This is a genomic window from Shimia gijangensis (assembly GCF_900142085.1).
Classification (GTDB): Bacteria; Pseudomonadota; Alphaproteobacteria; order Rhodobacterales; family Rhodobacteraceae; genus Shimia; species Shimia gijangensis.
This window is the reverse complement of sequence record NZ_FQZQ01000023.1, coordinates 30,050-54,540: the sequence shown is the minus strand read 5'-3', so window position 1 is coordinate 54,540 and position 24,491 is coordinate 30,050. Positions and strand designations below refer to the sequence as shown.

At 54.2% G+C, this 24,491-nt stretch carries 16 protein-coding genes, 1 tRNA gene and 2 pseudogenes; 5 read left to right on the top strand and 14 right to left on the bottom strand.

Features of this window, described 5'->3' with window-relative positions; translation table 11 throughout:
- On the top strand, positions 1 to 1,083 hold the full coding sequence (locus BUC32_RS16750; protein WP_073255577.1) for a methyltetrahydrofolate cobalamin methyltransferase: 1,083 nt from the start codon (positions 1 to 3) through the stop codon (positions 1,081 to 1,083).
- A 162-nt stretch (positions 1,084 to 1,245) separates the two neighbouring features.
- On the opposite strand, the gene BUC32_RS16745 is transcribed toward BUC32_RS16750, so the two are convergent.
- Positions 1,246 to 2,844, bottom strand: a complete 1,599-nt coding sequence (locus tag BUC32_RS16745; RefSeq protein WP_073255574.1) for an AMP-binding protein — start codon at positions 2,842 to 2,844, stop codon at positions 1,246 to 1,248.
- A gap of 147 nt (positions 2,845 to 2,991) precedes the next feature.
- On the opposite strand from BUC32_RS16745, the gene cls reads away from it, so the two are divergent.
- Positions 2,992 to 4,404 (top strand): cardiolipin synthase, encoded by a 1,413-nt coding sequence (cls, locus tag BUC32_RS16740; RefSeq protein WP_073255571.1) that lies wholly within the window; start codon positions 2,992 to 2,994, stop codon positions 4,402 to 4,404.
- Here cls and BUC32_RS16735 read toward each other — a convergent pair.
- Entirely contained in the window at positions 4,396 to 5,268 is an 873-nt protein-coding gene (locus tag BUC32_RS16735; RefSeq protein ID WP_083599379.1) for a YihY/virulence factor BrkB family protein, read from the bottom strand. The two genes, cls and BUC32_RS16735, sit on opposite strands and share 9 nt — an antisense overlap.
- Before the next feature lie 291 nt (positions 5,269 to 5,559).
- Positions 5,560 to 5,697: pseudogene (locus BUC32_RS21300) on the bottom strand (IS6 family transposase); the annotation flags it as partial.
- A 103-nt stretch (positions 5,698 to 5,800) separates the two neighbouring features.
- Here BUC32_RS21300 and BUC32_RS16725 point away from each other — a divergent pair.
- Entirely contained in the window at positions 5,801 to 7,543 is a 1,743-nt protein-coding gene (locus BUC32_RS16725) for a thiamine pyrophosphate-requiring protein (protein WP_281248999.1), read from the top strand.
- Between the two features lie 70 nt (positions 7,544 to 7,613).
- On the top strand, positions 7,614 to 9,311 hold the full coding sequence (locus BUC32_RS16720; protein ID WP_139280761.1) for a GMC family oxidoreductase: 1,698 nt from the start codon (positions 7,614 to 7,616) through the stop codon (positions 9,309 to 9,311).
- Here BUC32_RS16720 and BUC32_RS16715 read toward each other — a convergent pair.
- The 10 genes and pseudogenes from BUC32_RS16715 to BUC32_RS16665 all read right to left on the bottom strand — a co-directional run bounded on the left by BUC32_RS16715 (position 9,249) and on the right by BUC32_RS16665 (position 22,671).
- Positions 9,249 to 9,956, bottom strand: coding sequence for an IS6 family transposase (locus BUC32_RS16715; RefSeq protein WP_073255556.1), 708 nt, complete (start codon positions 9,954 to 9,956; stop codon positions 9,249 to 9,251). The genes BUC32_RS16720 and BUC32_RS16715 overlap by 63 nt on opposite strands.
- A 215-nt stretch (positions 9,957 to 10,171) precedes the next feature.
- A complete protein-coding gene (locus BUC32_RS16710; protein ID WP_083599378.1) occupies positions 10,172 to 11,683 on the bottom strand; it encodes an HlyD family type I secretion periplasmic adaptor subunit in 1,512 nt (503 codons plus the stop codon).
- Positions 11,684 to 11,688: 5 nt separating this feature from the next.
- Positions 11,689 to 13,389, bottom strand: a complete 1,701-nt coding sequence (locus BUC32_RS16705) for a type I secretion system permease/ATPase (protein WP_073255554.1) — start codon at positions 13,387 to 13,389, stop codon at positions 11,689 to 11,691.
- Positions 13,390 to 13,492: 103 nt separating this feature from the next.
- Positions 13,493 to 14,224: a SapC family protein gene (locus tag BUC32_RS16700; RefSeq protein WP_073255552.1), complete on the bottom strand. Its 732-nt coding sequence runs from the start codon at positions 14,222 to 14,224 to the stop codon at positions 13,493 to 13,495.
- Between the two features lie 92 nt (positions 14,225 to 14,316).
- Positions 14,317 to 18,204 (bottom strand): MSCRAMM family protein, encoded by a 3,888-nt coding sequence (locus tag BUC32_RS16695; protein ID WP_073255549.1) that lies wholly within the window; start codon positions 18,202 to 18,204, stop codon positions 14,317 to 14,319.
- Between the two features lie 864 nt (positions 18,205 to 19,068).
- Complete coding sequence (locus BUC32_RS16685; RefSeq protein WP_073255542.1) at positions 19,069 to 19,776, bottom strand: IS6 family transposase; 708 nt, start codon at positions 19,774 to 19,776, stop codon at positions 19,069 to 19,071.
- Between the two features lie 58 nt (positions 19,777 to 19,834).
- Positions 19,835 to 20,512, bottom strand: a pseudogene (locus tag BUC32_RS16680) (GMC family oxidoreductase); the annotation flags it as partial.
- A 21-nt stretch (positions 20,513 to 20,533) separates the two neighbouring features.
- Positions 20,534 to 21,550 (bottom strand): zinc-binding alcohol dehydrogenase family protein, encoded by a 1,017-nt coding sequence (locus BUC32_RS16675; protein WP_073255539.1) that lies wholly within the window; start codon positions 21,548 to 21,550, stop codon positions 20,534 to 20,536.
- Positions 21,547 to 21,900, bottom strand: coding sequence for an FGGY-family carbohydrate kinase (locus tag BUC32_RS16670; protein ID WP_281249000.1), 354 nt, complete (start codon positions 21,898 to 21,900; stop codon positions 21,547 to 21,549). The genes BUC32_RS16675 and BUC32_RS16670 overlap by 4 nt, the downstream gene beginning before the upstream one ends.
- A 63-nt stretch (positions 21,901 to 21,963) precedes the next feature.
- Positions 21,964 to 22,671, bottom strand: a complete 708-nt coding sequence (locus BUC32_RS16665) for an IS6 family transposase (protein WP_073255533.1) — start codon at positions 22,669 to 22,671, stop codon at positions 21,964 to 21,966.
- 108 nt (positions 22,672 to 22,779) lie between these two features.
- On the opposite strand from BUC32_RS16665, the gene BUC32_RS16660 reads away from it, so the two are divergent.
- Complete coding sequence (locus BUC32_RS16660; RefSeq protein WP_073255530.1) at positions 22,780 to 23,982, top strand: recombinase family protein; 1,203 nt, start codon at positions 22,780 to 22,782, stop codon at positions 23,980 to 23,982.
- 359 nt (positions 23,983 to 24,341) lie between these two features.
- On the opposite strand, the gene BUC32_RS16655 is transcribed toward BUC32_RS16660, so the two are convergent.
- Positions 24,342 to 24,431, bottom strand: a tRNA-Ser gene (locus BUC32_RS16655).
- Between the last annotated feature and the right edge of the window lie 60 nt (positions 24,432 to 24,491).

The window sequence follows — 24,491 nt, the reverse complement described above, 5'->3', positions numbered from 1 at the left end:
ATGACCCGTACCGTCATTGAATCAAAAACAAAAACCACGATCATGGGCTTTGATCAACCGTTTACCGTGATTGGTGAACGCATCAACCCAACGGGCCGCAAAATCCTGAACGCCGAGTTGGAAGCCGGTGACTTCAGCCGTGTTGAAGCTGACGCGCTGGCCCAGGTTGCCGCAGGCGCAACAGTTCTCGACATCAACTCGGGCGCTGTGTTCTCAAACAAAATGGCCGAAGATCCCCGCTACGCCGACAACAACTTTGTTGAGCCTGACTTGATGCGTCAGTTGGTGAAAACGGTTCAGGCCGTGACTGATTGTCCGATTTGTATCGACTCTTCCGTTCCCGGTGCGTTGATTGCTGGTCTGGAAGCCGCCGAAGGTCGGCCTTTGCTGAACTCAGTCACCGGCGAAGAAGAACGCCTCGAAATGGTTCTGCCTCTGGTCAAAAAATACAACGTGCCTGTTGTGGCGATTTCCAACGACGACACTGGTATTTCCGAAGATCCCGAAGTGCGCTTTGCCGTCGCCAAGAAAATTGTCGAGCGCGCCGCTGACTTTGGCATTCCGGCCCATGACATCGTGGTTGACCCACTGGTGATGCCTGTGGGCGCGATGGGCACAGCCGGTCTTCAGGTTTTTGAACTGAACCACCGTCTGCGTCACGAACTGGGTGTGAACACCACGTGTGGTGCATCGAACATTTCATTTGGTCTGCCCAACCGTCACGGCATCAACAACGCCTTCCTGCCGATGGCGATGGCCACTGGTATGACCTCGGCAATTATGAACCCGGTCGCCCTGCCCGTTGGTCCAAAGAAACTGGCAGAGAAAAAGGCCGAAGTCGAAGCCGCTGGAATCATCATCCCAGAAGGCATGGACGACGAAGCCTTTGCGATCATGTTTGGCATGGGATCGACCAAGCCGCGCCCCGGCAAGGAAATGGAGGCCATTCGTGCCGCCAACTTCCTGACCAACAATGACGAAGGTGGCGCCAACTGGATTCGCTTTAACAAAGTACCTGCCAAACCCGGTGAAGAAGGCCGTGGTCGCGGCGGTCGCACAGGTGGACGTCGTCGCCGCGACTGATCCGGCGTGCCGGTCGCGTTAGCAAATTGTTTAGGGGCGTGCGCTGGTCGTGCGCCCCTTTCCTTTTGGCCAATTTGGCGGTTTTTTGAGTTTTGTACAAAACGGACAAACCTGCTCAAAACTTTGTACAAAACAGACAAAACGCCGAAAATAGCCTCGCTGTCAGCCTGAGCGCTTTTTGCGATCCCGAAAGTCAAAAGCACCGTTTGTCGGGTCTTCGCCCTCGGCAAACATGGCGTGTTTTTGTATCTTCTGCGTGCCCGTAACAGGGATGTCGTCGACAAACCTGATCCACCCCGGCGCCTTGTAATATGTCAGCCTTTCAAAGCACCAGTTGAACAGATTTTCGGCCAGTTCAGCGTCAGGTTTACCCATGATGCAAGCCATGACTTCTTCGTCGCGCAAAGGGTCTTCGACCGCAAGAACAGCCACCCGCTCAACCTCACTATGCTCTTGTAAACACGCCTCAATTTCCGCAGCTGCAATGTTTTCACCAGACCGGCGAATGATGTTCTTTTTGCGATCCAGAAAGAACACCATGTCACTTTCATCCATCATCACCGTATCGCCTGTGTGGAACCACCCTCCTCGCCAGCTGTCTTCCGTGACCTCCGGCAGGTTCAGATACCCCGAAAACGCCCCACGGCGTGGGGTTTCGGCACTATGGCGAATGACCATTTCTCCGGCGGTTCCCCGCGGAACTTCCTGATCGGCTTCATCCCACACCTGAACGTCCAGCCCTTTGCTGGGCCGCCCCATCGCACGGGTATCAATCATGCGGGGTTCAGTATTACAGGCCAGAACGCGGCACATTTCGGTCATCCCCCAAACCTCGATCAAGGGAAAGCCAAAACGCTCTTCAAAGGGCCCATGAAGCGTGGGTTCCACCCCTGCCCCAACCGCGAAACGCACCTTATTTTTATAGTCCCAATCGCCTTTCTCACGATTCATCAAGGCCGGAATGACGATACCAAGATAATGCGCGACGGTGGCTTTGGTTTCCGACAATTCCCGCCACCAGGCACTGGCGCGAAACCGTTCGGGGATGATCTGGCACCCCCCGGTTTCGACCATACAAAACAGCACCAGAACTGCTGCGTTCAGATGGAATAGTGGGAGCGGACAATACAGCCGATCCTGTCCTTCTTTGAAGTCAATCAGCCCGCCCTGGCTGGCATACCAGAGCCCCATGCTGATTTCATAGTCATGACTGAGGATACACCCCTTGGGCCGCCCCGTGGTGCCAGAGGTGTAAATCAGGCTGGCTTCAGTCGCTCCCGAGACTTTTTCAATCAAGGGCGCATCCGTCGGCGCCATTGGCAGGCGCGGTAAGTCCGTATCCATTTCAATTATGGGCGCATCACAGGCCGCCGCATCGTGCCCGGCTTGCATCAGTGTCATCATCGTGGGCGTGGTAACAATCAATTCTGCACGGCTGTCTTCCAGCAGATAGGCAATTTCTGAAGCACGGTAATCGGGATTGATTGGCACCCAACTTATCCCAAGTCCATTCAACGCAATCTTGAGCAGCAACATCTCGGGGCGGTTTGCGAGGAGAACAGCAATGCGGTGCCCATGGCCATAACCCGCCGTACGCAGCTGTTCCTGCCAGCGCTCGATCGTATCGCGAGCCTCACTATAAGTGATCTCATAACCATCTGGATGATAGTCACGGTCCGGATTCTGCGGCACGCACAATAGGGCATTGTCGCTGTAAACCTCTGCTTTCCTGTCGAAAAACGCTGCAATAGTTTCGCTCATGGCCTTCTCCCCGGCAGCCGAATTGATCGAAGAATATCGAACCTTCTCGCTGACGCAACGCCAAACCAGAAAGCAGGGCTTTGACCTTGCGGCCTGTCAGGCTACCATCCGAATGAGGCAACGCCAAAGGCGCAAAGGAGCAGCGGCGTGTTCACAAGTATTTCAGTGATTTTCCTGCTCTTTCTTGAAGGGCTGGCAATCTATTTTGCCTATCGTGCCGTGGTCAATTCCCGCACGCCTCAGGGTTCGGTCGCTTGGGTGGTTTTTCTCTTGGCCGCCCCCTATCTGGCGATCATCAGTTATCTTTTTCTGGGTCACAAACGCATTAGTGGATACGTCATCGCACGGCAAAAATCCATTCGGGTGCTTGACGGAATGGCGGATGCCCGGCGGGATTACCCTCCGGCAGGTGATGCACACAATGTCGGCTATCCGGTTTTTGAAGCGCTGGCGGCGGCGCCTGTGCTTTCCGGTAATTCGGTTGAGATGCTGGTGGATGGCGATGAGACTTTTGATGCGATCTTTGAAGCCATAGCCGGGGCAGAATCCTATGTGCTGGTCCAGTTCTACATCATTCGCGACGATACCCTGGGGCGTGCGTTTCGCGATCTTCTGATCGAGACTGCTGCACGCGGCATAACCGTTCGCGTTCTATATGATTCTGTCGGCAGCTCGCGCCTGCCCAATCGCTACATTCGCGAGTTAACAGATGCTGGGGTCAAAATACTGGATTCCAACGCCCTGCGAGGGCCGACAAACCGTCTCCAGATCAATTTTCGAAACCATCGTAAGACCGTCATCGTGGATGGAGTGCTTGGGTTTTCTGGTGGGCATAATATTGGTGATGAATACCTTGGCCGGGATGCAAAGCTCGGCCATTGGCGGGACACACATTGTCAGATGCACGGGCCGATTGTGTCGCAATTACAATTGGTTTTTTGTGAAGACTGGCATTGGGCGACTGAAGAAAACCTTTTGGATGATCTGAACTGGAAATCCGGGCGCGCGTCGCAAAACATTGATGCGCTGCTGTTGGCCTCGGGGCCCGCTGATGAGATGGAAACCGGCAACCTTTATTTTTGTGCAGCCATCCGGGCGGCACAGGAACGGATCTGGATCGCGTCACCATATTTTGTACCGGATTCGGATATTAATACAGCGCTCAAGGTAGCCGCTCTCAAAGGACTGGATGTACGTATCCTGATGCCCGACTCTGCCGACCACTGGGCCACCTATCTGGCGGCGTTTGATTACTTTGATGAATTGCGCACCGCGGGTGTTCAGTTCTGGCGGTACGATCAGGGTTTCATGCATCAAAAGGTTTTGCTGGTCGATGAAACCGTCGCGTCTGTTGGCACTTTCAACCTTGATGCGCGCTCTTGCCGACTGAACTTTGAAACAACAACGATGATGTTTGACTCCGAGGCGGCACGGGATGTTGCAACCATGCTGCAGGCCGACTTTGCGCAGTCGCATCTGCTGGAAGACAATCTAAGCGATCAACCGCTGTGGATCCGTTTGGGGGCACCCTGTGCACGCTTGTTTCAGCCTCTACTCTGAGCCAGATGTCCCGTTGCGCCGTGTTTTGGCCATAGCGCCAAGGCTGGCATTGTACTCGGCACCGAGAACAAAAATAGCGGCCATCAAATACATGAACACCAAGGCTGACATAACTCCGGCAAGACCTGCATACGTCACGGAATACGTGGAAAAGGTCATGATATAGAATTCAAACCCGTACGCGCAAATACCCCATAGAACGAGGGTAAGAATAATCCCCGGCCACAAAGCCCGAAATGGTCTTTGGACACCTGGTAACCATTTATGGCAGGCGGCTAATGCAAAAATCAAAACGCCGGCCGTCACTGCATTACCCAGAAAATCACCTGCCAGAGATTCAAGATGCAGGATCGGTGCGACGTCTGCAACAAAGCGCACATAGATCGGGATCACCACGGTGAACACCCCGGCCAATGTCACCAGAATGGCACCGCAAACTGCAAAGCTCATTGCCAAAAGACGTTGTTTCCAAATCGGGCGGGGATCATCACGGTCATGATAGGCTGCACTGATGGCGAAACGCACGGCCTCAAATCCGTTTGAGGCAAACAGGATCGTCAACAAAGCGCCAAGGGTCAGCGTTGAGCCGCCACTGGTTTCCATCACTGCGCGCACTTCGTTTTCGATCGGTTCTGCAATGGCGTCCGGCCAAGACCCAAACACCACATCCAGCAAATCCCCCAATTCGGCATCTGAGGCCGAAAGCCCCGCTGAAGACAACATGCCTGCGACCGACAGAACCAGAATACAGAAGGGAAAGATTGCCAGCATCATCGACAAGGCGACGTGACTGGCGCGCACAAAGCCCCCCTTGGTGGAAAAGCGCAATAATGCGTCGCGAAAAGCTAGCCAAAATATCTTCATCCTCAAAGCTATCCCATGTCATGGCCATGCCTGCAAGAAGGCCGCACCGATTGGCACAATTTCGCAAATTTTTGTCCCACTCTGGCATGAGGCGAACCAATCCTCTTCCCATTTGTCTTTTGTAAGGAGCGCAACTGATCGTGCTTCCTGGCTTTGCAGCAAGACTGTCCCTCTCCCTCCTTGCAAAGCCCATAAACCGGTCTGGTTCTGGCCTTGGCCAGATCGGAACCACTCACGGAAAAAGGCTGGCGCCGGTGGAAACACCGGCGCCTCTTATTTCGGGCAGGCCCGTTAAGCGGCGCAAAGCCCGCACCACTCGGCGAGGGCAGCGATGCAGTTCAGCTTGAAATGGCATCTTTTTGAAAGACCGCGTTCCTGATTGACGTGGTTGAGAATGAGCGCGTGAACGGAAATAAATTTTTGCAAACTTCACATTCATAATCCACAGCTCGCCAGAATTAATGCCGGACGTCGTCTACTTTCACAAAAACTTTGTCGAAAAAAGATACATTTTTTGCTAAAACAAACACAGGTGAGTTTGAGATTCACGACAGGATGTTCCGAATACAGTCCAATTTCGGGCGATAAAACGGAGTCGAAAATGATTGGTGCAGACCTGATCGCTGGTATCCTGAAAAAAGAAGGCGTAGAGTACATTCCGGCCTTTCCACATAGTGACATTATCGACAGCGGGGCCAAAATCGGCATTGTGCCGTTGATCGTGCGCCAGGAACGACACTCGTTGCATATTGCTGATGGCTACACACGGATGCATGGTGGTCGAAAGGTGTGTTGCACAACGGTTCAGTATGGTCCGGGTTCGGAAAACGCCGTGGGTGCTGTTGCACAATGTTATGCCGACAACGTGCCAGTCTTGCATATGCCTGGCGGCTATGCCCGCGCCGATCAGGGGATTGCTCCTAATTTTAATGGCGCGCGCAATATGCAGCTCGTCAATAAGTGGTGCGAGATGGTGCTTCAGGCCGACCGCATCCCGCAGATGATGCAAAACGCCTTTGCGATGATGAAGAACGGCCGCCCCGGTCCGGTGACCCTGGAAATTCCGATCGATATCTTCACCGAAGAAGTCGATCCGGCGCTGCTGGACAGCTATAAAGTTCAGCGCCGCTCGGCTCCGCATGCTGACCCCGCTGATATCTCTGAGATGGCCGATATCCTGCTGGCGGCAAAAAATCCGGTGATCATTGCCGGTCAGGGCATTCTCTATGCCGAAGCCTGGGACGAGCTGGTCGCCTTGGCTGAACTGACCGACACTCCGGTGATTTCGACCTTGAACGGCAAAAGCTGCTTCCCCGAAGACCACCCGTTGTCAGTGGGTTGTGCTGGTGGCGCGCGCCCCGATGGGGTGAACCGGGCGCTGGAACGCGCGGATGTTTACATCGGGCTTGGCACCAGCTTTACCACCTCGGATTACATCACACCCTTCCCCAAGGCGAACCGCACCTTTGTGCAGCTGACCAACTGGGAAGGCGATATCTCCAAGGATTACCCGATTGATCTGGGCGTCATTGGTGATGCCAAACCGTCAATCGCCGCACTGGTTGAGGCCGTGAAGGCCAAGACAGACGGCAAAGGCGTTGATCGCCCTGAGGTGATCGAAACCGTTGCCGCCGAGAAACAGGCATTCCTTGATAAATGGATGCCGATGCTGACCTCCGACGAGCAACCGATCAGCCCTTATCGCGTTGTCTGGGACCTGATGAACACCGTGGATCGCAGCAAAACCGTGATGACCCACGAAGCTGGCAGCCCGCGCGACCAGACCACGCCGTTTTGGGAATCCATCGTGCCGCATGGCTATATGGGTTGGGGTAAGACCACTCAGCTGGGTATGAGCCTTGGCCTGATGCAGGGGGCCAAACTGGCCAAACCTGACTGGACCTGCGTTCATGTCATGGGCGATGCAGCCATCGGCATGACGGGCATGGATTTTGAAACCGCCGTGCGCCTGAAGCTGGGGACAATCACCATCATTCTCAAGAACTCGATCATGGGCGGATATACCAAGCATCACCCCAACGCATCTGAAAAATATCAGATCGAAGCATTGGGTGGTGACTATGCCGCGATGGCCGAAGCTTTTGGGGGTTACGCCGAAACCATCACTGATCCCGCCGATCTGATCCCCGCCTACAAACGGGCCATCGAAAAAGCAGATCAGGGTATTCCGGTTCTGCTGCAGATCATCACCAAGGAAGAACTGCGTATGGCCAAGGATCTGCCCGAAGGTGTTGGACCTCACGTTCAGGTCTGACAACATTTTGAACAAAGTGCTGCCGCCATTTTTTCAATGCGGCAGCACGGGTTCTGGGGCAGTGGACAGCATGCGCGTCAAGACGGCAGATTACGTAATTATCGGCGGGGGTACCGCCGGATGCGTGTTGGCTGCAAGATTGACCGAAGATCCTGATGTTTCGGTGATCGTGCTTGAGGCAGGCCCCCATCATCGCGGGTTACTTATCCATATGCCTGCCGCCCTCGGCGCACTTTACGACAAAGGGGCCTTTCACTGGCCTTATGTGGCCGACCCCGAACCCCATGCCGCTGACAAAACTCTGCCATACAAGATGGGCCGGATCGTCGGCGGATCATCGGCTATCAACGGGCAGGTCTGGGCGCGTGGCAATCCATTGGATTTTGATGACTGGAAAGCGTCTGGCTGCCGTGGTTGGGAATATGGCGATCTGGAACCACTATTCCGCCGGATCGAAGCTTTTGAGGATCGCTCGGATTCTGCAATGGGGCATGACGGACCAATTCCGGTCACACGGGGCAAACCCGAGAATCAACCGCTGTCGGATGCTTTTCTAAAAGCGGCAAAAACCGCCGGCTACCGGATCAATCCAAACCCAAATTCTGGCGATCAGGAAGGGTTTTGTGCCCTGCATCGCAACACGCGAAACGGGCGGCGGGGCGATGTCTATCAGGGCTATATCCATCCGATAAGAACCCGAAAGAACCTGACCATCCTGCCGGAGCACACGGTTCAGAAGATCGAATTCGACGGCAAAACGGCGATATCTGTCCGGACAACGCACAAAGGGTGCGACCACCGTTTTATTGCCCGTCGCGAAATCATCTTGGCCGCGGGCAGCATCGCCAGCCCGCAACTGTTGGAACTGTCGGGTATCGGTGCCCCTGAAGTCCTCGAAGATGTCGGTATTCCGTTGGTTCACGCCCTACCGGGTGTTGGCCAGAACTTTCACACGCACCCAACGATTGCGATGACGTTCACCTGTTCCAAACCGGTTTCAATCCTGAACGCCACGCGCGGCATCGGCAAATTGATTGCAGGGGCGCGGTGGCTGCTGAACCGCAGAGGGCCAGCCGCCACGACGCATTTTGAGGCCGGGGCCTTTTTGAAAAGCCACCCTGATGCCGACCGCCCCGACTATCAATTGACCTTTCTGCCCCTTGCACTTGCCGGGACAACAGGCGCGGTCGATCAACATGGGTTTCAGGTCTATGTCGAACTGGTCGGTTGCCAAAGCCGTGGGCAGGTTCACATTGCCTCCACGGATATCAACGCGCAGCCGAGGTTTCGGTTTAACTATCTTCAAGATGCGCAGGACGTTGAAATCTACAAACAGGCGATTGCAACCATCCGCAACGTTGTGGCGCAGCAGGAATTCGACGCGCTTTTGGACCGCGAGCTGGTGCCCGGTGCGACCGTCACCGAAGACGCGGAAATTGAGGCCTGGATTCGCAAATGCGCATCGTTCAGCCATCATTTGGTTGGCTCTTGCAAAATGGGTCCGACACGCGATCCGCTGGCAGTTGTCGACCCGGAGTTGCGCGTGCATGGGTTACGCAATATTCGGGTTGTCGATGCGTCGATCATGCCTAACGTCACTTCGGCAAACACGCATGCCGCCACGATTGTCATTGCAGAAAAAGCCGCTGAGAGGTGGTGTCAGACAAATGCGAACCAGTCTCTGTTCTTTAGCAATCTCAATCTGTTAGGCTGCGAAGAGACCGCGCCACTCGGTAAGAGCAGCGGCGCGGTTCAGCTTGAAAAATGATCGGCTGTAGAGGTGGCGCTCCGCGTTGAAATGGTTGTGGACTGAGGCATGGACGGCGACGAATTTCTGTAAAGTACGCACCCGGCTAAAGCGAAGCATAGCCCGTTCTCGCCTTCGAAATGGCTGGTGTGAATTCTCAGCCCTGTTGTTTTGCCAGCGGCCAGTTTCTTGCCGATCAGCGATGCCGATCTCCTTCATCGCCGCGCCGTAGGACCGTAGTTTGTCGGTGACGAAGATATGCGGGCGACCATGGCGTTTCATGGTTTTCCTGAGGAATTTCAATGCTGCCTTGCGATCCCGGCGCTTTGTGACAAAGCTTTCCAGGACCTCCCCTTCGTGATCTACAGCCCGCCAAAGATAGTGCATCTCGCCGTTGATCTTCACGAACACCTCGTCCAAGTGCCACTGCCAATTTGAATATGCGCGCATCTGGCTGACCCTTTTCTTGCGGATCTCTGCGGCAAACAGCGGGCCAAATCTGTTCCACCAAAACCGAACCGTTTCGTGGCTGATGTCGATGCCGCGTTCGTGCAGAAGGTCCTCAACGTTCCGAAGCGAAAGCGGGAATCGAACATACATCATGACCGCTAGGCAGATGATCTCAGGGCTCGTCTTGAAGTAGCGAAAGGGGCTGCGTTTTGTCATCCAGCGACGCTAATTACTCTCCCTGCCCGCCTCAACAAGTTTTCTTCTGACAGCGCCCTGCAAACGGATGGGCGTCCCTTCCGGCCAATCGCTTGTCTCGGACCTTAACCGATACTAAGCAAGTGTCGCCGGTCGCGGCTGAGTATGCTGTAATGCAACGTGTTTGTCGATTTCGAGCGGCAGCTTTGGGTCGGGGAGCCGACAGGGTCCCTAACCTAGTCTTCTCTGAAACTAGCACGAATAGAATCGCTGAACGGTTTGAAAATAAAGTCGAAAAACGTCCCCTCGCCCGTTAAGATCATTACATCGGCGGGCATCCCGGCCATCAATTCGATACTCTGCCCAAGCGCATCGACATCTTGGTTGTCAACAAAGATCTTCGCCAAGAAATAGGGCTCGCCGGTACGTTCGTCTACGAACCGGTCAGCCGATACGCTTTGCACGCTGCCGAAAATTCGTGGCAAATTCCGTTGCGCATAGGCGGTCAGAATGACCTGCGCAGACATCCCCGCATAGACCTTGTCTATATCTTGCGGACGCACTCGCGCGTCGATGATCAATGCCGCGTCATCAGGCACGATATCCAGAATATCCCCTCCGGGACGTAAAATGCCGCCCGCTTCAGTGGTCACCTGAATACTCAGGACCTGTCCAGCAATCGGTGCCGTGACTGTTGTGCGCAGTAAGGCATCGGACCGTTCCGGTATCTGCGACCGGATCGTCGCCAGCTCTGAGCGGACACGGCTAAGTTCCTCAATGGCTTCTTCGCGCGACTGCAGGCCAATTGCCGACAACTGGAGTTCCGTTTCACCAATTTGCTGCCCGATCCGCGCAATCGCTGCGCGGTTCGATGCGCGCTCGGCCTTGAGGTCGGCCTCTTGCCTTTGCAGTGCCAGATATGGCGACAAGCGTTGTAGACCTTGCTCATAAAGCTGTTTAGTCGCTTCAAGCTCTTGCGCGACCAGGGCAAGTTGCTGATCTTGCGCTTCGATCACTTCGTTTAGACCTGTGATTTCTTCGTTAAGCTGGTCAATCCGTTTGGCTAAAATTCGTACCCGCGCAGAGCGCATTTCGCGCCGACTTTCGAACAACTGTTGTTGTCCGCGTTGTGCAATCTCGACCTGCGCCGCCGCTGCCTGCTGCAGGTCATCAGGAATGGCAAACACGACGGCTTCAAGCTCGTCCAGTTCGGCCAGAAATCTGCTCTCTGTCGCGAGCAAAAAAATCATGCGCTCGCGCAATTCGTCCAGACGCGCAAGTGCACGGACGTCTTCCAGTGTAATGAGTGTCGATCCGGCGGTTACATGCTGGCCTTCGCGAACATGAATACGGCGGATGATCCCACCTTCCAGATGCTGCACCGTTTTGCGCGATCCGTCTGGACTTACAACACCAGGTGCGACTGCGGCACTGGACAGCGGTGCGTACCATGCCCAACTGCCCAAGAACCCGAAGAATATGATGGCCACCACATAGCCCATCCACCGTGGGCCGCGGGTCTGCAGATGCAAAGGCATATTGGGCATCTGTTGCGGTGACCTGCGAAAGAGTACGTGAAGCAGGACCAACACGACGGCTACCGCAATGACGCCTCCAGCCAAAACTGCCGAACTCGAAGCCGAGATCATTCCATCCGCCCCGGATGATTCAACAACGTCTTGTGCCAAGGCACTGAGGCTTTCGGAAACTCGGGCAAGGTCGGCTTTGATCGATTCAATTATGGACATTATACCTACTCCGCCGCTTGCGCAGGCTTGGGCGCTGCACGGCCTTTGGGCATCATTTCACGCATAACCTCGTCCCTGTTGCCGAACGACTTCAGCGTCCCGTCATGAATGACCAAGATCTTATCCACCTGGCGCAAGAGGTTAGGCACATGAGTAACGATCAGCACCGTTTGCCCCACCGCCTTCATGGCACTGAGCGCACGCTGCAAAGCGATTTCGCCATTGCCATCAAGATTGGAGTTCGGCTCGTCCAGCACAACAAAACTCGGGTCGCCATAAAGCGCGCGCGCAAGCCCGATACGTTGTTTCTGACCACCTGAAAGCTGATCGCGAAACTGACCAAGCTGCGTTTCATACCCTTCGGGCAAAGCCAGTATCATTTCATGTGCCCCAGCCTTTTTCGCGGCATTCAGAACCGCGTCATCATTGACCGCCCCCATGCGCGCGATGTTTTCTGCAACCGTTCCGCTGAATAGTTCTGTTTGCTGGGGAAGATATCCAATAAAGCGCCCACGCTCTTCGCTATCCCACTCGGCCAATTCGGCTCCATCCAGACGGATCTCGCCAAAGCTTGGTCGCCATGCGCCGACCAAAAGCCTGCAAAGACTGGACTTTCCACTGCCAGACGGACCAAGCATGCCGCACAATTCACCCGGTCGTAATTGAAACGAAACTGATTTGACCAGCGGCGCGCGGGTCTCTGGCGCGAAATAGCGCACGTCTTTGACGGCCAGATTGCCTGCAGGCTTTGCTAATGAAATACGTTCCTTAGGCGTGGCCGTTTCCTTGAAAAGGCGCGCCAAGCGACTTCTGGCCAAACGGTAAGACCCGAAGCTTTTCCAAGCCGAGATCGCACGTTCCACTGGCGACAGCGCACGCGCAAGAATAATGGAGGCCGCAATCATGCCCCCCGCGCTAAGTTCAGCCTGCAGCACAAGCGCCGCACCTGCGCCCAAGATCGCTATTTGCAGACCAAGCCGGATTGATCGCGAAAGATTAAACAGGATTGCAGAGACTTCTGCAGCACTTGCGCCTTCTTGTTCTGCGTTCTCGTGGTTCGTGCGCCATCGCGTGACGACAGACCCGATCATCCCCATGCCTTCCAAAGCCTCGGCATTGGCAACAAAAGCATCTGCATCATTGTGAACCTGCCGCATTTGCATTGCCGACTGCGCCTGCGAGCGGCGGGTAATGACATCATTCAGGACACCAATAGCGAACAGTGTGACCGCGCCAGCCACCGCGATCATCCCCAACAAAGGATGCATGAACCAGATAATAGCAATGAAGACAGGCGACCATGGCGCATCAAAGAACGCCAGAATTGCATCGCCGCCCACGAAACCACGGACATCGCGGACATCGCCCAGGCCAGCAGGACTGCGCCCAGTCGAAAGGCGGGCCGCGATCGTCCGGCGGATCACCTCTGGCGAAAGTTCTGATGCAATCCAGGCCCCCGTGCGGGTCAGCACCTTGCGGCGTGCAAACTCGAGAAATCCATAGGCGACAATTGCCAGAACCGCCAAGACCGACAGCCAGATCAGCGTATCGTAGGATCCGCTTGCCAGAACACGGTCAAAAACCTGCAACATATAGATAGACGACGCCAAAAGCAGAATGTTCGACAGAAAACTCAGGAAGAACAGACCGCCGAACTGTTTGCGGCCGGATCGCATTACCTGCGTGAACAAAGTCGGTTGCGCCATGCTTGTACCTTTCAGTTAATCATCAAACGATACCGTCACTAAAACGCCCCGACCCTTCAGGCCGCAACGTCCATCATCTGCGAAAGAGTGTAGCACATCCGTGTCAATTCAGCCTCTCTTTATCTTGAACGGATACACGCGCGGCCAGATCACGAAGGTTTCGCAAGCTGAGTAGATGCGCATATATCGCCTCCAGCATCCCATTCGCCTGAAGCTCTTTGATCGTCTTGGCAGGCAGGCCATTTAGGGCCTCTTTGTTGATCACCTGAAGCCCCGAAATCCGCCGTTCCTTGCCAGCTTCGTCCTTCAGGACCGCCTTGATGGGTTTAAGCAGATCAAGCTCTTTCATGCGCGCGCAAAATGCCTCGCTTCGTACTCCGGCGCTGGCGACGCTTGATACAAGTTTCCGCACATTTACAACGAATTCGCTGACCTCGCCGTCCTCCCCGAATAGGGCCGTACCTTTGCCTGAAGTATTCAGGCCCGGGCAATCCTCGGCAATGCACAGCACCCGACGCTCTTCGCCAACCATCGCGGCAAAGGGGTACTGCCGCAGCAGTGCAGGAACATATTTGACAGCCCACGATCCGTCCGGTTTGAGATAAAGGTTTTCATCTTCCTTGAGGCCAAGCAAAGCGACGACGACCACTTTGTCGCTACTCTGCAGAAAGGCCACAATATAGTCCGATACAAGATCCGGAAATTCGGTCACGAGCACGGGAACATGCGACATTGATCTGGCAAAATCAAAGCCCGTTCCTGCCTCTAGAAATGAACCGCTGTGCTGTTCTTTGGAAAGCGGAGCCGCTTTTTGAAACAATTCCTGCATACTCATCAGTTTTGATCCTTTTTCCTATCTGCTTTGAGCAAAAGACGAAGCCCCTGCAATCTGGGGCTTCGCCAAAGGTCTATAGGCGGACGTTGGGCTTATGCCACGGCCTCGTAGAAGGCTTGGAACTGTGCCAATCCGGTATCGTCGCCATCGACCGCAACGGAGAAACCGTCAAGTTCGCCGGAGTTATTCCAGCCGTCCAAGGCGTCATGAATGGCAGCGCCGCTTTCGGTGTGCGCATCATCACCGTCGATCTCCCCGTCACCGTTCGAGTCGAAGCGAACGCCATCCGACCACGCTTTCTTGCCACCCGATCCCGGCGCATTCAGATAGGCGATCGCCTGATCAATCCAATAGCCGGCATCCTCGCCACCTGCTGCGGTCTCACTTGCGTCATTGCCAGCCATGACATTCAACCAAGACGCCACAAGATCACGTTCAATCAGATCGGTCTTGCCCCAGTCCTTGCCACGGCTCCTTTCACCATCCAAACCGCCGCCTCGCAAAGCGTTCAGTGCCTCGATGAGGTTTATGCCCATTTTATCCGGTCCTGGCCCATCTTCATACCATTCCTCGGTATCATCCAGTGAGCCGTCAAAGTCCCAGTCACCAATGAGCAGAAACAACGCGTCTCGACCGGGGTCTTCACTCCCGACACGTTCCCAATAAGCCGAACCGGTGCCCGGGGCTTGCGCATCGTAGTCATTTTCACCGTAGTTCAGGACAATCACATCATCATCGGCAAACTCGTCGCCCTGCTTCTCGGTGTCATTGCCGGTACCATCAATGATCCCGTCATTCTCGCTGTCACCATCCCAGAAGGTTTGACCTAGCTGACCCTGCCAGAAACCGGGTGTCCGAACGCCGGGTCCGTCGATCTTGTCGTTGCCGAACAAGAGATCTTCGCCCGTCTCCGTATCCATGACATAAAGTGCGCCAGACTCGTCCACGACGACTTTGTATACCCCGTCATCCGGAAGTGTCTGGACAAAGCCGCCAATCAGCACCTCTTGAAGATAGTAGGTGCCCGGGCCCAGATCATCAAAGTACCAATAACCGTCTTCCTTGCCCGCTTCGCTGCCTGTGACATAAGAGTCGATCACAGCCATGCTTTCATCAAGCAGCTGGATCTCCCAACCATTCGCGCCCATCTCACCATCAGCGTCTTCCCACAATCCATCGCGGTCGAGGTCCCAGAACTTGAAACCTTCTATTGAAGCGAGCTCGAAGTTCGCAAAGTCCTGCCCGGTCAACGCGAACCCGGATGTCAGGCCGTCTGCCGTGATGGTCAATGGCGTCACATTTGACCAACCATCCCTGTCTTCTTCGGTAATGACGTAGTCGCCCGGCTCAAGATCCGTGAAACTGAAGTTTCCGAACTCATCCGTCGTATCTGTCGCATGGAAATCATCGATGCCATCGCCGTCCGTGTCGCCCGTCAGCGTGATGGTCCACCCTTCAAGTGTAACATCCCGATCATCAGTCGTCGCACTCAGACCGTCATTGTCCTCGTACTTCGTGCCGGAGATCGACCCTGTCTGGTAGTTGAAGAAGTCGTGGTCTTCTTCGCTCTCGCCAGACGTCAGCGTGATCTCATCCGACGCCGTGTCGTCGCCGACCGCGATCCAGGTTGCACCATCAACCGTGATCGTGGTTGCTGCGCCAGTCTCGTCATCCCCCAGATCGGCGGTCTCGGACACCTTATACGTCCCGGGATCAAGATCGTTGAAGCTGTAGTCCCCGTTAATATCGGTCTCAGCCGTCAGGCCCGTGTTGACATAGGACCCGCCAACCAGCTCGAACAGATAGATCATCACACCCGCAAGCGGCGTGTCGGCATCCGCACCACCGGTGTTGCCGTCATTGTCCTCGTACTTCGTGCCGGAGATCGACCCTGTCTGGTAGTTGAAGAAGTCGTGGTCTTCTTCGCTCTCGCCAGACGTCAGCGTGATCTCATCCGACGCCGTGTCGTCGCCGACCGCGATCCAGGTTGCACCATCAACCGTGATCGTGGTTGCTGCGCCAGTCTCGTCATCCCCCAGATCGGCGGTCTCGGACACCTTATACGTCCCGGGATCAAGATCGTTGAAGCTGTAGTCCCCGTTAATATCGGTCTCAGCCGTCAGGCCCGTGTTGACATAGGACCCGCCAACCAGCTCGAACAGATAGATCATCACACCCGCAAGCGGCGTGTCGGCATCCGCACCACCGGTGTTGCCGTCATTGTCCTCGTACTTCGTGCCGGAGATCGACCCTGTCTGGTAGTTCAGGAAACTCGCGTCTTCTTCCGCCCCTTCTCCGAAAGTACTACCTGCGCTTACGCTAATCAGCTCTGCGTGGATAAATGTTACTTCTTCCGCAGTAGACGGATTTGTAACCGTTGTGTAAGTTTCATCGCTGTTAAACCACCCGTCAAAACTCTCTTCGACCAGCCAGTAATTTCCGACAGCCACCCCTTCAAAGGAATACGATCCAACCAGCGTCGCGTCTCCGTTTGCGGCCTCCAGCGTCAATGTCTGGGTCTGTCGCACGGGCGCAATCAATGTACCGTCGGGGTTGAACACGTCAGCAGCCGTGAACAGCCCGTCGTTGTTCGCATCAGCATAGAGATAGATGTGCCATTGGGCGATACCGGTTTCGCCATCATCCAGCACGCCGTCGCCGTCGGTATCTTCGTATTTATAGCCCTGAATTCCACCAAAGGGCACCGCTTTCAGGACTGACCATTCTTCAAAACCATCACTGATGCCCCATTGGGCGTCCTGGCTACCACCTGCTGGGTCATAGTTATCATCCGATGTCAGCAGTGGTGCAGTACCTGCCCCTTGTGCACCGTTTGACGAGACAAGATAAACGTAGGTTGCCTGCGTTGACCCGGAATACCCATCATCGACCAGTGTGGCCATTGCGGCCAGAAAATCGCTTTCCTGGATATAGAACGCGATGTCACCCACACCGCTGCCAGCTTGCAGGTCGTAGTTCAGCGCGACCCAACTATCCAAAAGAGCGTCAAGGTCATAGACCAATTCAATCTTGTCGGACGAAATGGCACCATCCAACACGCTACTTCCCAAGTCTGAATCGTAGAAAAGTGCCTCGATCTCGCCAGCCGTCTTGCCGTAAACTTCCGTGCTTTCGATTGTGAGGTTATCCTCTGTCGAAACAAAAATCATAAGCTCATCAAGAGAGATGTATTGTTCGCCGTTTGAATTCGAGTTCTCGTTGATATCGAGACGGAATTCGTAAAAGCTTCCTTCGTAGTCACCATTCTCCAAAACGACGTTGTTGTCAGAGTTAAAACGGGCGACTTCGCTCAGAAGCAGGTCACGTGTATAACCGTTTGCCTGCGCCTTTTCATCGTTGTTCAGGTCACCGGATGTGTTGACCCCGTCTTGCGTATCCGCATTGCCGGTCGCTTGAGTTCGAAGGAAAGGGGAAATAACGCCTGTACCGGCGCCAAAAATATCATTTGTCCAAACAGTCCCGCTTGCATCCTGAAAGTCGGGACTATCGAGTGCCGTGAGGTCCAGGACTGTGGTCGCGGGAACACCGCTTCCCGTTGGAGGTACATAACCAGCGGGGATACTATCGGTAAAACTCCAGAATGCAGTTTCAGTTCCGGAGTCTGCGCTCAACAGAAATGTCTCATCCAGACTATCATCCGGGTTCACATACCAATTGGTTACGATGGTGCCGTTCGCTTCGCCGTCCAGATCACCCGCGCCGCCGTCAGTGACTGACCAACTGTCGTGGCCCGCGCCGTCCAGATCCGCCACGGCATCATCGGACGTTCCGTAAACGCCGTCCTCACCGGGTCCGCTGACATGGTCGACTTCGAAAGTGATAGTCCCTCCGACGGCGACCCCTGTCGCAGTAATCTTGGCTGTCGATCCAGGCGCATAGTCATCAAGATCCGTAGATACGCTGAGATCATTCTCCAGAATATCTTCGTCATTCAGAATTACTTCAAAATCGTTAGCCATGATACATCCCCATGTTTGATGCAGAAGCCCCGAAGTTCTGGAAAAAGGGACCAGACACAGGGCGTCGAACGTCACACTCGTCTCCGAGTAAAAATGCTTTTGGTTAGTTGTCCGCGAAAGACAAACTACCAGCTACGCTGATCGCTAGAAGTCTTGTCGCCTGCGCTCAATTTATCGGATTGCTTGTCGGCTCATTTGCTGACGAATGGTGCGAAACAGTGCCTTGAACGAACCCCGAACCACACATAATCAGATGCCGATTGCTTAATCTCTTGTCGAAAAATTCATCGTGATAACATCATAATGGGTAAAGCGGATATTGAATTATGTCAAGTTTAAGGCAATTTTACGTCAGAACCAAGGTGTCGATACCTGTAACTGTCACTCAACAGCAGACAGAACGATGCTATCAGATTAATTCGAACCAGTCTCAGTTTGCGACAGAATGCGTGAACCTATGCGGAACAAATCTGCCGCCATCCAGCACGATGCGTACCTTCTCTTCTGATGAATAATGCTTGCGTGTGGCCCGCTTAACCTCACACAAAACCAACGTGATGTTTGCGCCAACCTAGAAACCACAATCACCAACTCCGCGACCACTTCAGCAATGGCAGAAGTAGGTGAACAAGGCTTCAACCGTCTGGCCGAGATTGCTGCAGGTGACGCTGAGTTCGCTGGGATGCTTCGACAGTAGAGCCCGCGGCCATAGGTGCCGACTGGAATACCTTCAAATACATGATCGAAAAGTTTGGCTTTGAAAAAGGACGTTTGATCTCTCGACTTCCAGGAAAATGGGAGAAGAAAGTTCGGTGGTGTCAGACAAATTCGAACCAGTCTCTGCTAGGCCAGTGAAGCTGTCCTTTATGCCGCGCAAAGACCGCGCCACTCAGCAAGAGCGGCGGTGCGGTTCAGCTTGAAATGGCATCTTTGTGAAAGGCTGCGGTCCTGATTGAAGTGGTTGAATACGGAAGCGTGAACAGACACAAATTTCTGCAAACTTCGTATGCGTCGAAAGCGGTGCATCGCGCGCTCCCTTCGTCGAAACGGTAGATGTGAATTCTCAGCGCGATTGTTCTTCCAGCGCCCGGATTTTTGTTTCACTTCATTTCCGATGACCTTCATCGCAGCGCCATAAGACCGCAACTTGTCGGTCACGATGACTTCCGGCGTTCCATACCGTTTCATCGCCTTTCTCAAGAATTTAAGGGCTGCGGTGCGATCCCGGCGTTTTGTGACGTAGCTTTCCAGCACCTCGCCTTCGTGATCAACCGCACGCCAAAGGTAATGCTGAACGCCATTTATTTTCACAAATACTTCGTCCAAATGCCATCTCCAATTGGAGTATGATCGAAGCTGCTGAATCCTCCTTTTCTTGATTTCGGATGCAAACAACGGGCCAAATCTGTTCCACCAAAACCGAATAGTTTCGTGGCTCACGTCGATGCCGCGTTCATGCAGCAGGTCTTCAACGTTTCGTAACGAGAGTGGAAATCGGACGTAAAGCATTACCGCCAAACGGATGACTTCGGGACTGGTTTTGAAATAGCGAAAAGGAGAGCGCTTTGTCATGAACAGAAGCTAGATCGCCGCCCTGCCCTTCACAACCAAGTTTCCTCTGACACTGCCCCTCTGTGTGAGCCTGTGTCAACACCCGCAGATTGGGGCGCTTCATCGCGGGGCGCAGAAACCCGCTGGCCGTGCTCCAGCGAACGCCCTTGTTCTGGTTCACCTCAAAGAAACCGGAGCCAATATTATCACCGTCATTAAAGTCATCACGCGGCAGAATGCCAAACTCCTTAGCGCCGTCCTGAACCGCGCTCAGAATATCCCATTTCAACCGCTGCTTTGATACCTTCCATTCACCGCCGGTACTGTGCATGTCAGTTGAGCCTGCGTGGTGATCTTCAGATTTCAAAAAATACGGCAGGACATCATCCCAGCCCCATCCCACATTCCCCAATTGCCGCCAGCGATCATAGTCCGCCGCCTGCCCACGCATGTAGATCATGCCGTTTACCGAAGTGCAGCCGCCCAAAACTTTGCCACGCGGATAGACCAGGGAGCGGCCGTTCAATCCCGGCTCTTCAGCGGTCTTCATCATCCAATCGGTGCGCGGATTCCCAATGCAGTACAAGTATCCGACGGGAATTTTGACCCAGTGATAATTATCTTTTCGGCCGGCCTCTAACAATAGAACCCGATTTTTTGGCTCTTCCGTGAGACGGTTGGCCAGAACGCACCCTGCTGTGCCAGCCCCGACGATGATGTAGTCGTACGTTCCTTCGATTGCTTTGGTGTAACCCATCTCGTGCTCACTTAATGTTTGTTATTTGGTGAAATCCACGACGAGCTTGCCGATCATGGTTCCGCTTTCGATAATTTCGTGCGCAGTTTTCAAAGTCTCTGCGCTGAGCCCTGTCAAAACACGTGTTTGGGTTGTCTGGATAGTCCCGTCTTCCACAAGCCGCGCGACGCGATCCAAAATATGCCCCTGATTTGCGATATCTGCCGTACCAAACAGCGTACGGGTGAACATCAGTTCCCACATCAACGCGGCGGACTTGCCTTGTAGTGCAGAAATATCAATTTTTTCAGACGTTTCGACAATGGTGCCAATACGCCCTTGTGGAGCCACCAGCTCGCACATCGCATCCCAGTGTTGCGCCAAATCCGCATATTGCACGATGAATTCGGCAAACTCGCGGTCTGTCGCCCGAAAGTTTTGAACCAAATCGCGGTGATCAACGACCTCGTGGGCGCCCATCTTGCGGCACCAGTCCGAACTCTCGGGGCGCGAAGCGGTTGCGACCACTTGAAGTTGGGTAAGCGCACGTGCCAACTGCGTGGTCACAGATCCAACGCCACCGGCGCCTCCTATGATCAACAGCGAGGACGAGGAATCATCGAGGGGCACTTGCAATCGGTCGAACAATATTTCCCACGCGGTCAGAGATACCAGCGGCATTGAAGCTGACGAGGTCGGAGCAACCCCAACCGGGGCCTTGGCAATGATGCGGTGATCAACCGCCTGATATTCAGCGTAAGAACCCGGGCGGTTGACGTCACCGGCGTACCAGACTCTGTCGCCTTCTTTGAACCCCGCAACGTCTGGGCCCAATTTTTCGATTACTCCCACCGCGTCATAACCAAGGATCTTTGGTTCATCGTGTGGCTGTTCGGCAGCCGAGCGGATACGAATTTTAGCATCCGCCGGATTGATGGATATTGCTTCGATCCTGACCAAAACGTCCTGTTGTTTTAGTTCAGGCATCGGCTGATCAACCTCAAAAAGACTGTCTGCTTCCTCGATTTTCAGCGATTTGATGAATCCGATCGTCTTCATGTTTTGTCTCCAGAATTTTTGAGCGTTGTCCAAAAGCGGCGCATCATATTGGTCATTTCAAGAAACGCCTGAAAGCGCATCTCGTAGTGGTTTTTCATCTTTTGATTGGGCAGGAATTCTTTCTTGGCCACCGTCATTGCCGCGATACCCTGTTCGTAATCCGCGAACTGCCCAACGCCGACACCCGCGCCAATCGCAGCCCCCAAAGCACCGGTTTCCTGAGCTTCAGCGACCGTTATCGGAACCCCGAGACAGTCTGCAAACATTTGCGGCCATTGGGGGCTGCGAGCTCCGCCGCCAGACATGACAGCCCGGTCAAATGAGACACCCGCCGTCTGCAACACTTCGATGTGGCGCCTGGGTGCTGTCAGACAAATTCGAACCAGTCTCTACTAGGCCAGTAAAACTGTCCTTTATGCCGCGCAAAGACCGCGCCACTCAGCGAGAGCGGCGGTGCGGTTCAGCTTGAAATGGCATCTTTTCGAAAGGCTGCGCTCCTGATTAAAATGGTTGAAGACGGAAGCGTGAACGGAAACAAATTTCTGCAAACTTCGCATTCGGCGAAAGCCGTTCATGGCTCGCTCTCGCCTTCGAAAAGGTAGGTGTGAGTTTTCAGCGCGATTGTTTTTCCAGCGCCCAGTGTCCTGTTTGCAAGCGTTTCCAATGACTTTCATCGCAGCACCATAAGAACGCAACTTGTCGGTCACGATGACTTCTGGTGACCCATACCGTTTCATCGCCTTCTTCAATAATTTAAGGGCTGCGGCGCGATCTCGTCGCTTGGTGACGTAGCTTTCCAGCACCTCACCTTCGTGATCCACAGCGCGCCAAAGGTAATGTCGTTCACCGTTGATCTTCACGAAAACCTCGTCGAGGTGCCACCGCCAGTTCGAGTAACACCGCATCCGGCTAACCCGTTTTCTGCGTATTTCAGCAGCAAACATGGGGCCAAATCTGTTCCACCAAAACCGTACAGTTTCGTAGCTCACATCAATGCCCCTTTCGTGCAGAAGATCTTCTACGTTTCGTAACGAGAGTGGAAATCGGACGTAAAGCATCACCGCTAGGCGGATGATCTCAGGACTGGTTTTGAAATAGCGAAAAGGAGAGCGTTTTGTCATGAACAGAAGCTAGATCGCCGCCCTGCCCTTCACAACCGAGTTTCCTCTGACATCGCCGCCGAGCGCATTCGCGACAAGATCGCCGCCTCCAAAAAGAAAGGACTTTGGATGGGAGGTGTGCCGCCACTTGGCTATGATCCACATCCCGACAAGTCTCGACGGGAACTTGTGCTGAATGAGACTGAAGCCCGGATCGTGCAGAAAGTATTTGCTCTCTATGATGCGCACAGCTGTCTCAATGTCGTGACCCGGAAAGCCAAAGACGAAGGGCTACGATCCAAACACCACCACTTCTCAACCGGCCGAGAACAAGGCAACCGCCCCTTCGGGCGCGGTCAAATCTATCACATCCTGCGCAACCCAACCTATCTCGGGCGTATTCGCCACAAGGAGAAGTCTTTTCCCGGGTTGCACGAGGCCATCATAGATCAGGCCCTCTGGGACCGGGTGCAGAGCAAGTTGGAATCCGCGGCCGTCCGCAGGAGAGGTGTCAAAACCATTTATCAAAAAGGCGCTCAAACCGGGGTCGCCTCGTTGCTTGGAAAGTTTCGCGATGAGACAGGCGACATCCTCACACCGTCCCATTCCCAGAAAGGCAAAAAGCGGCATCGCTATTATATCTCGAACCGTCTGATTACGGGAAAGCCGGACCGGGCTGCCTGGCGCTTGCCGGCCAGAGCGTTTGAAGACGCAGTCGCCGGTGCCATCGCACGACACCTCAAAGCTGCGGCTCAGCGCCATGAGATCCTATGCGCCATGGATGTTGTGGCCTCCAGTCAGGCCACAGAGACCGCCCTGACACTGACCGCCCGGATGGAACGAAGTGGGGTGGGCATTGCCGCAGGCCTGATTGAACGAGGCACAATCGGCAAAGGCAGTCTCGCAGTCACTCTTATTGCATCGTCTCTGTCCGAAGCACTTGGCCTACCCGCATCCGAGTTACACCCGTCATTGCTGCACATCGAGGCCCCACTGCATTGCCGCCGTCGTGGCGCAGAGATGAAGATCATTGCGGGCGACATTCAATCCCTGCCAGATAAGGCGCTCATTCGCGCGCTCAATAATGCCCACATTTGGGTGCGACAAATGAAGACGGGCGTCAGTGTAAAACAGATCGCCGCAACATCGTCTATCTCTGAAAGCTACGTCACCCGTGTCATCACACTGGCGTTTTTATCGCCTCGGATTCAGCGCGCCATTTTAGCCGGAACCCAGCCAGATGGACTGACAATGGAAACCCTTGTGAGAAGGTGCATTCCCAGGCACTGGCCGGACCAAGAAAAACTCTATGGAATTGGTTCAAAACCCTAATCCCTGATCCGTCAAAAATATTCCCTGATACCCAAAAAGAATTCCCTGTTACGTGGTTTGAAATTCCCTGTTCCATTGAGTAGGGAAATCGCCTTCTAACCGCCTGTAGTTGCTGCATTAAATTAGAGGGAATACCCAGCAAAACAGGCGAAACTACAAAAATTCCCTGTAAATTCCCTGTTAGCAGGGAAAATCAGGCCCAAACCTCACCGCCCAAATCTCCCAACAGAGACCAACGGGAAATCGCGCGCAAAATGACCTGAAAATTGTGTCTGAGGGAATATCTGAGGTTGCCAAGCCTCGGGAATTTGGGGTATAAATCCCGTTAATTACCCAACAATAACAATACGTTAATTGGGTGGCGGAGCGACAGGGATTCGAACCCTGGAGACGGTCTCCCGCCTACACACTTTCCAGGCGTGCGCCTTCGACCACTCGGCCACCGCTCCGTTGATGCGCTCTTTAACGAATATTGGATGGGCAGCGCAAGAGACAAACGGCCTTTGATG

Bases quoted from the DNA above. Each gene is read 5' to 3' on its own strand.
- BUC32_RS16750 (WP_073255577.1), top strand. From the start codon at position 1: ATGACCCGTACCGTCATTGAATCAAAAACAAAAACCACGATCATGGGC.
- BUC32_RS16745 (WP_073255574.1), bottom strand. From the start codon at position 2,844: ATGAGCGAAACTATTGCAGCGTTTTTCGACAGGAAAGCAGAGGTTTAC.
- BUC32_RS16735 (WP_083599379.1), bottom strand. From the start codon at position 5,268: ATGAAGATATTTTGGCTAGCTTTTCGCGACGCATTATTGCGCTTTTCC.
- BUC32_RS16720 (WP_139280761.1), top strand. From the start codon at position 7,614: ATGCGCGTCAAGACGGCAGATTACGTAATTATCGGCGGGGGTACCGCC.
- BUC32_RS16715 (WP_073255556.1), bottom strand. From the start codon at position 9,956: ATGACAAAACGCAGCCCCTTTCGCTACTTCAAGACGAGCCCTGAGATC.
- BUC32_RS16710 (WP_083599378.1), bottom strand. From the start codon at position 11,683: ATGTCCATAATTGAATCGATCAAAGCCGACCTTGCCCGAGTTTCCGAA.
- BUC32_RS16705 (WP_073255554.1), bottom strand. From the start codon at position 13,389: ATGGCGCAACCGACTTTGTTCACGCAGGTAATGCGATCCGGCCGCAAA.
- BUC32_RS16700 (WP_073255552.1), bottom strand. From the start codon at position 14,224: ATGAGTATGCAGGAATTGTTTCAAAAAGCGGCTCCGCTTTCCAAAGAA.
- BUC32_RS16695 (WP_073255549.1), bottom strand. From the start codon at position 18,204: ATGGCTAACGATTTTGAAGTAATTCTGAATGACGAAGATATTCTGGAG.
- BUC32_RS16685 (WP_073255542.1), bottom strand. From the start codon at position 19,776: ATGACAAAGCGCTCTCCTTTTCGCTATTTCAAAACCAGTCCCGAAGTC.
- BUC32_RS16675 (WP_073255539.1), bottom strand. From the start codon at position 21,550: ATGAAGACGATCGGATTCATCAAATCGCTGAAAATCGAGGAAGCAGAC.
- BUC32_RS16665 (WP_073255533.1), bottom strand. From the start codon at position 22,671: ATGACAAAACGCTCTCCTTTTCGCTATTTCAAAACCAGTCCTGAGATC.
- BUC32_RS16660 (WP_073255530.1), top strand. From the start codon at position 22,780: ATGGGAGGTGTGCCGCCACTTGGCTATGATCCACATCCCGACAAGTCT.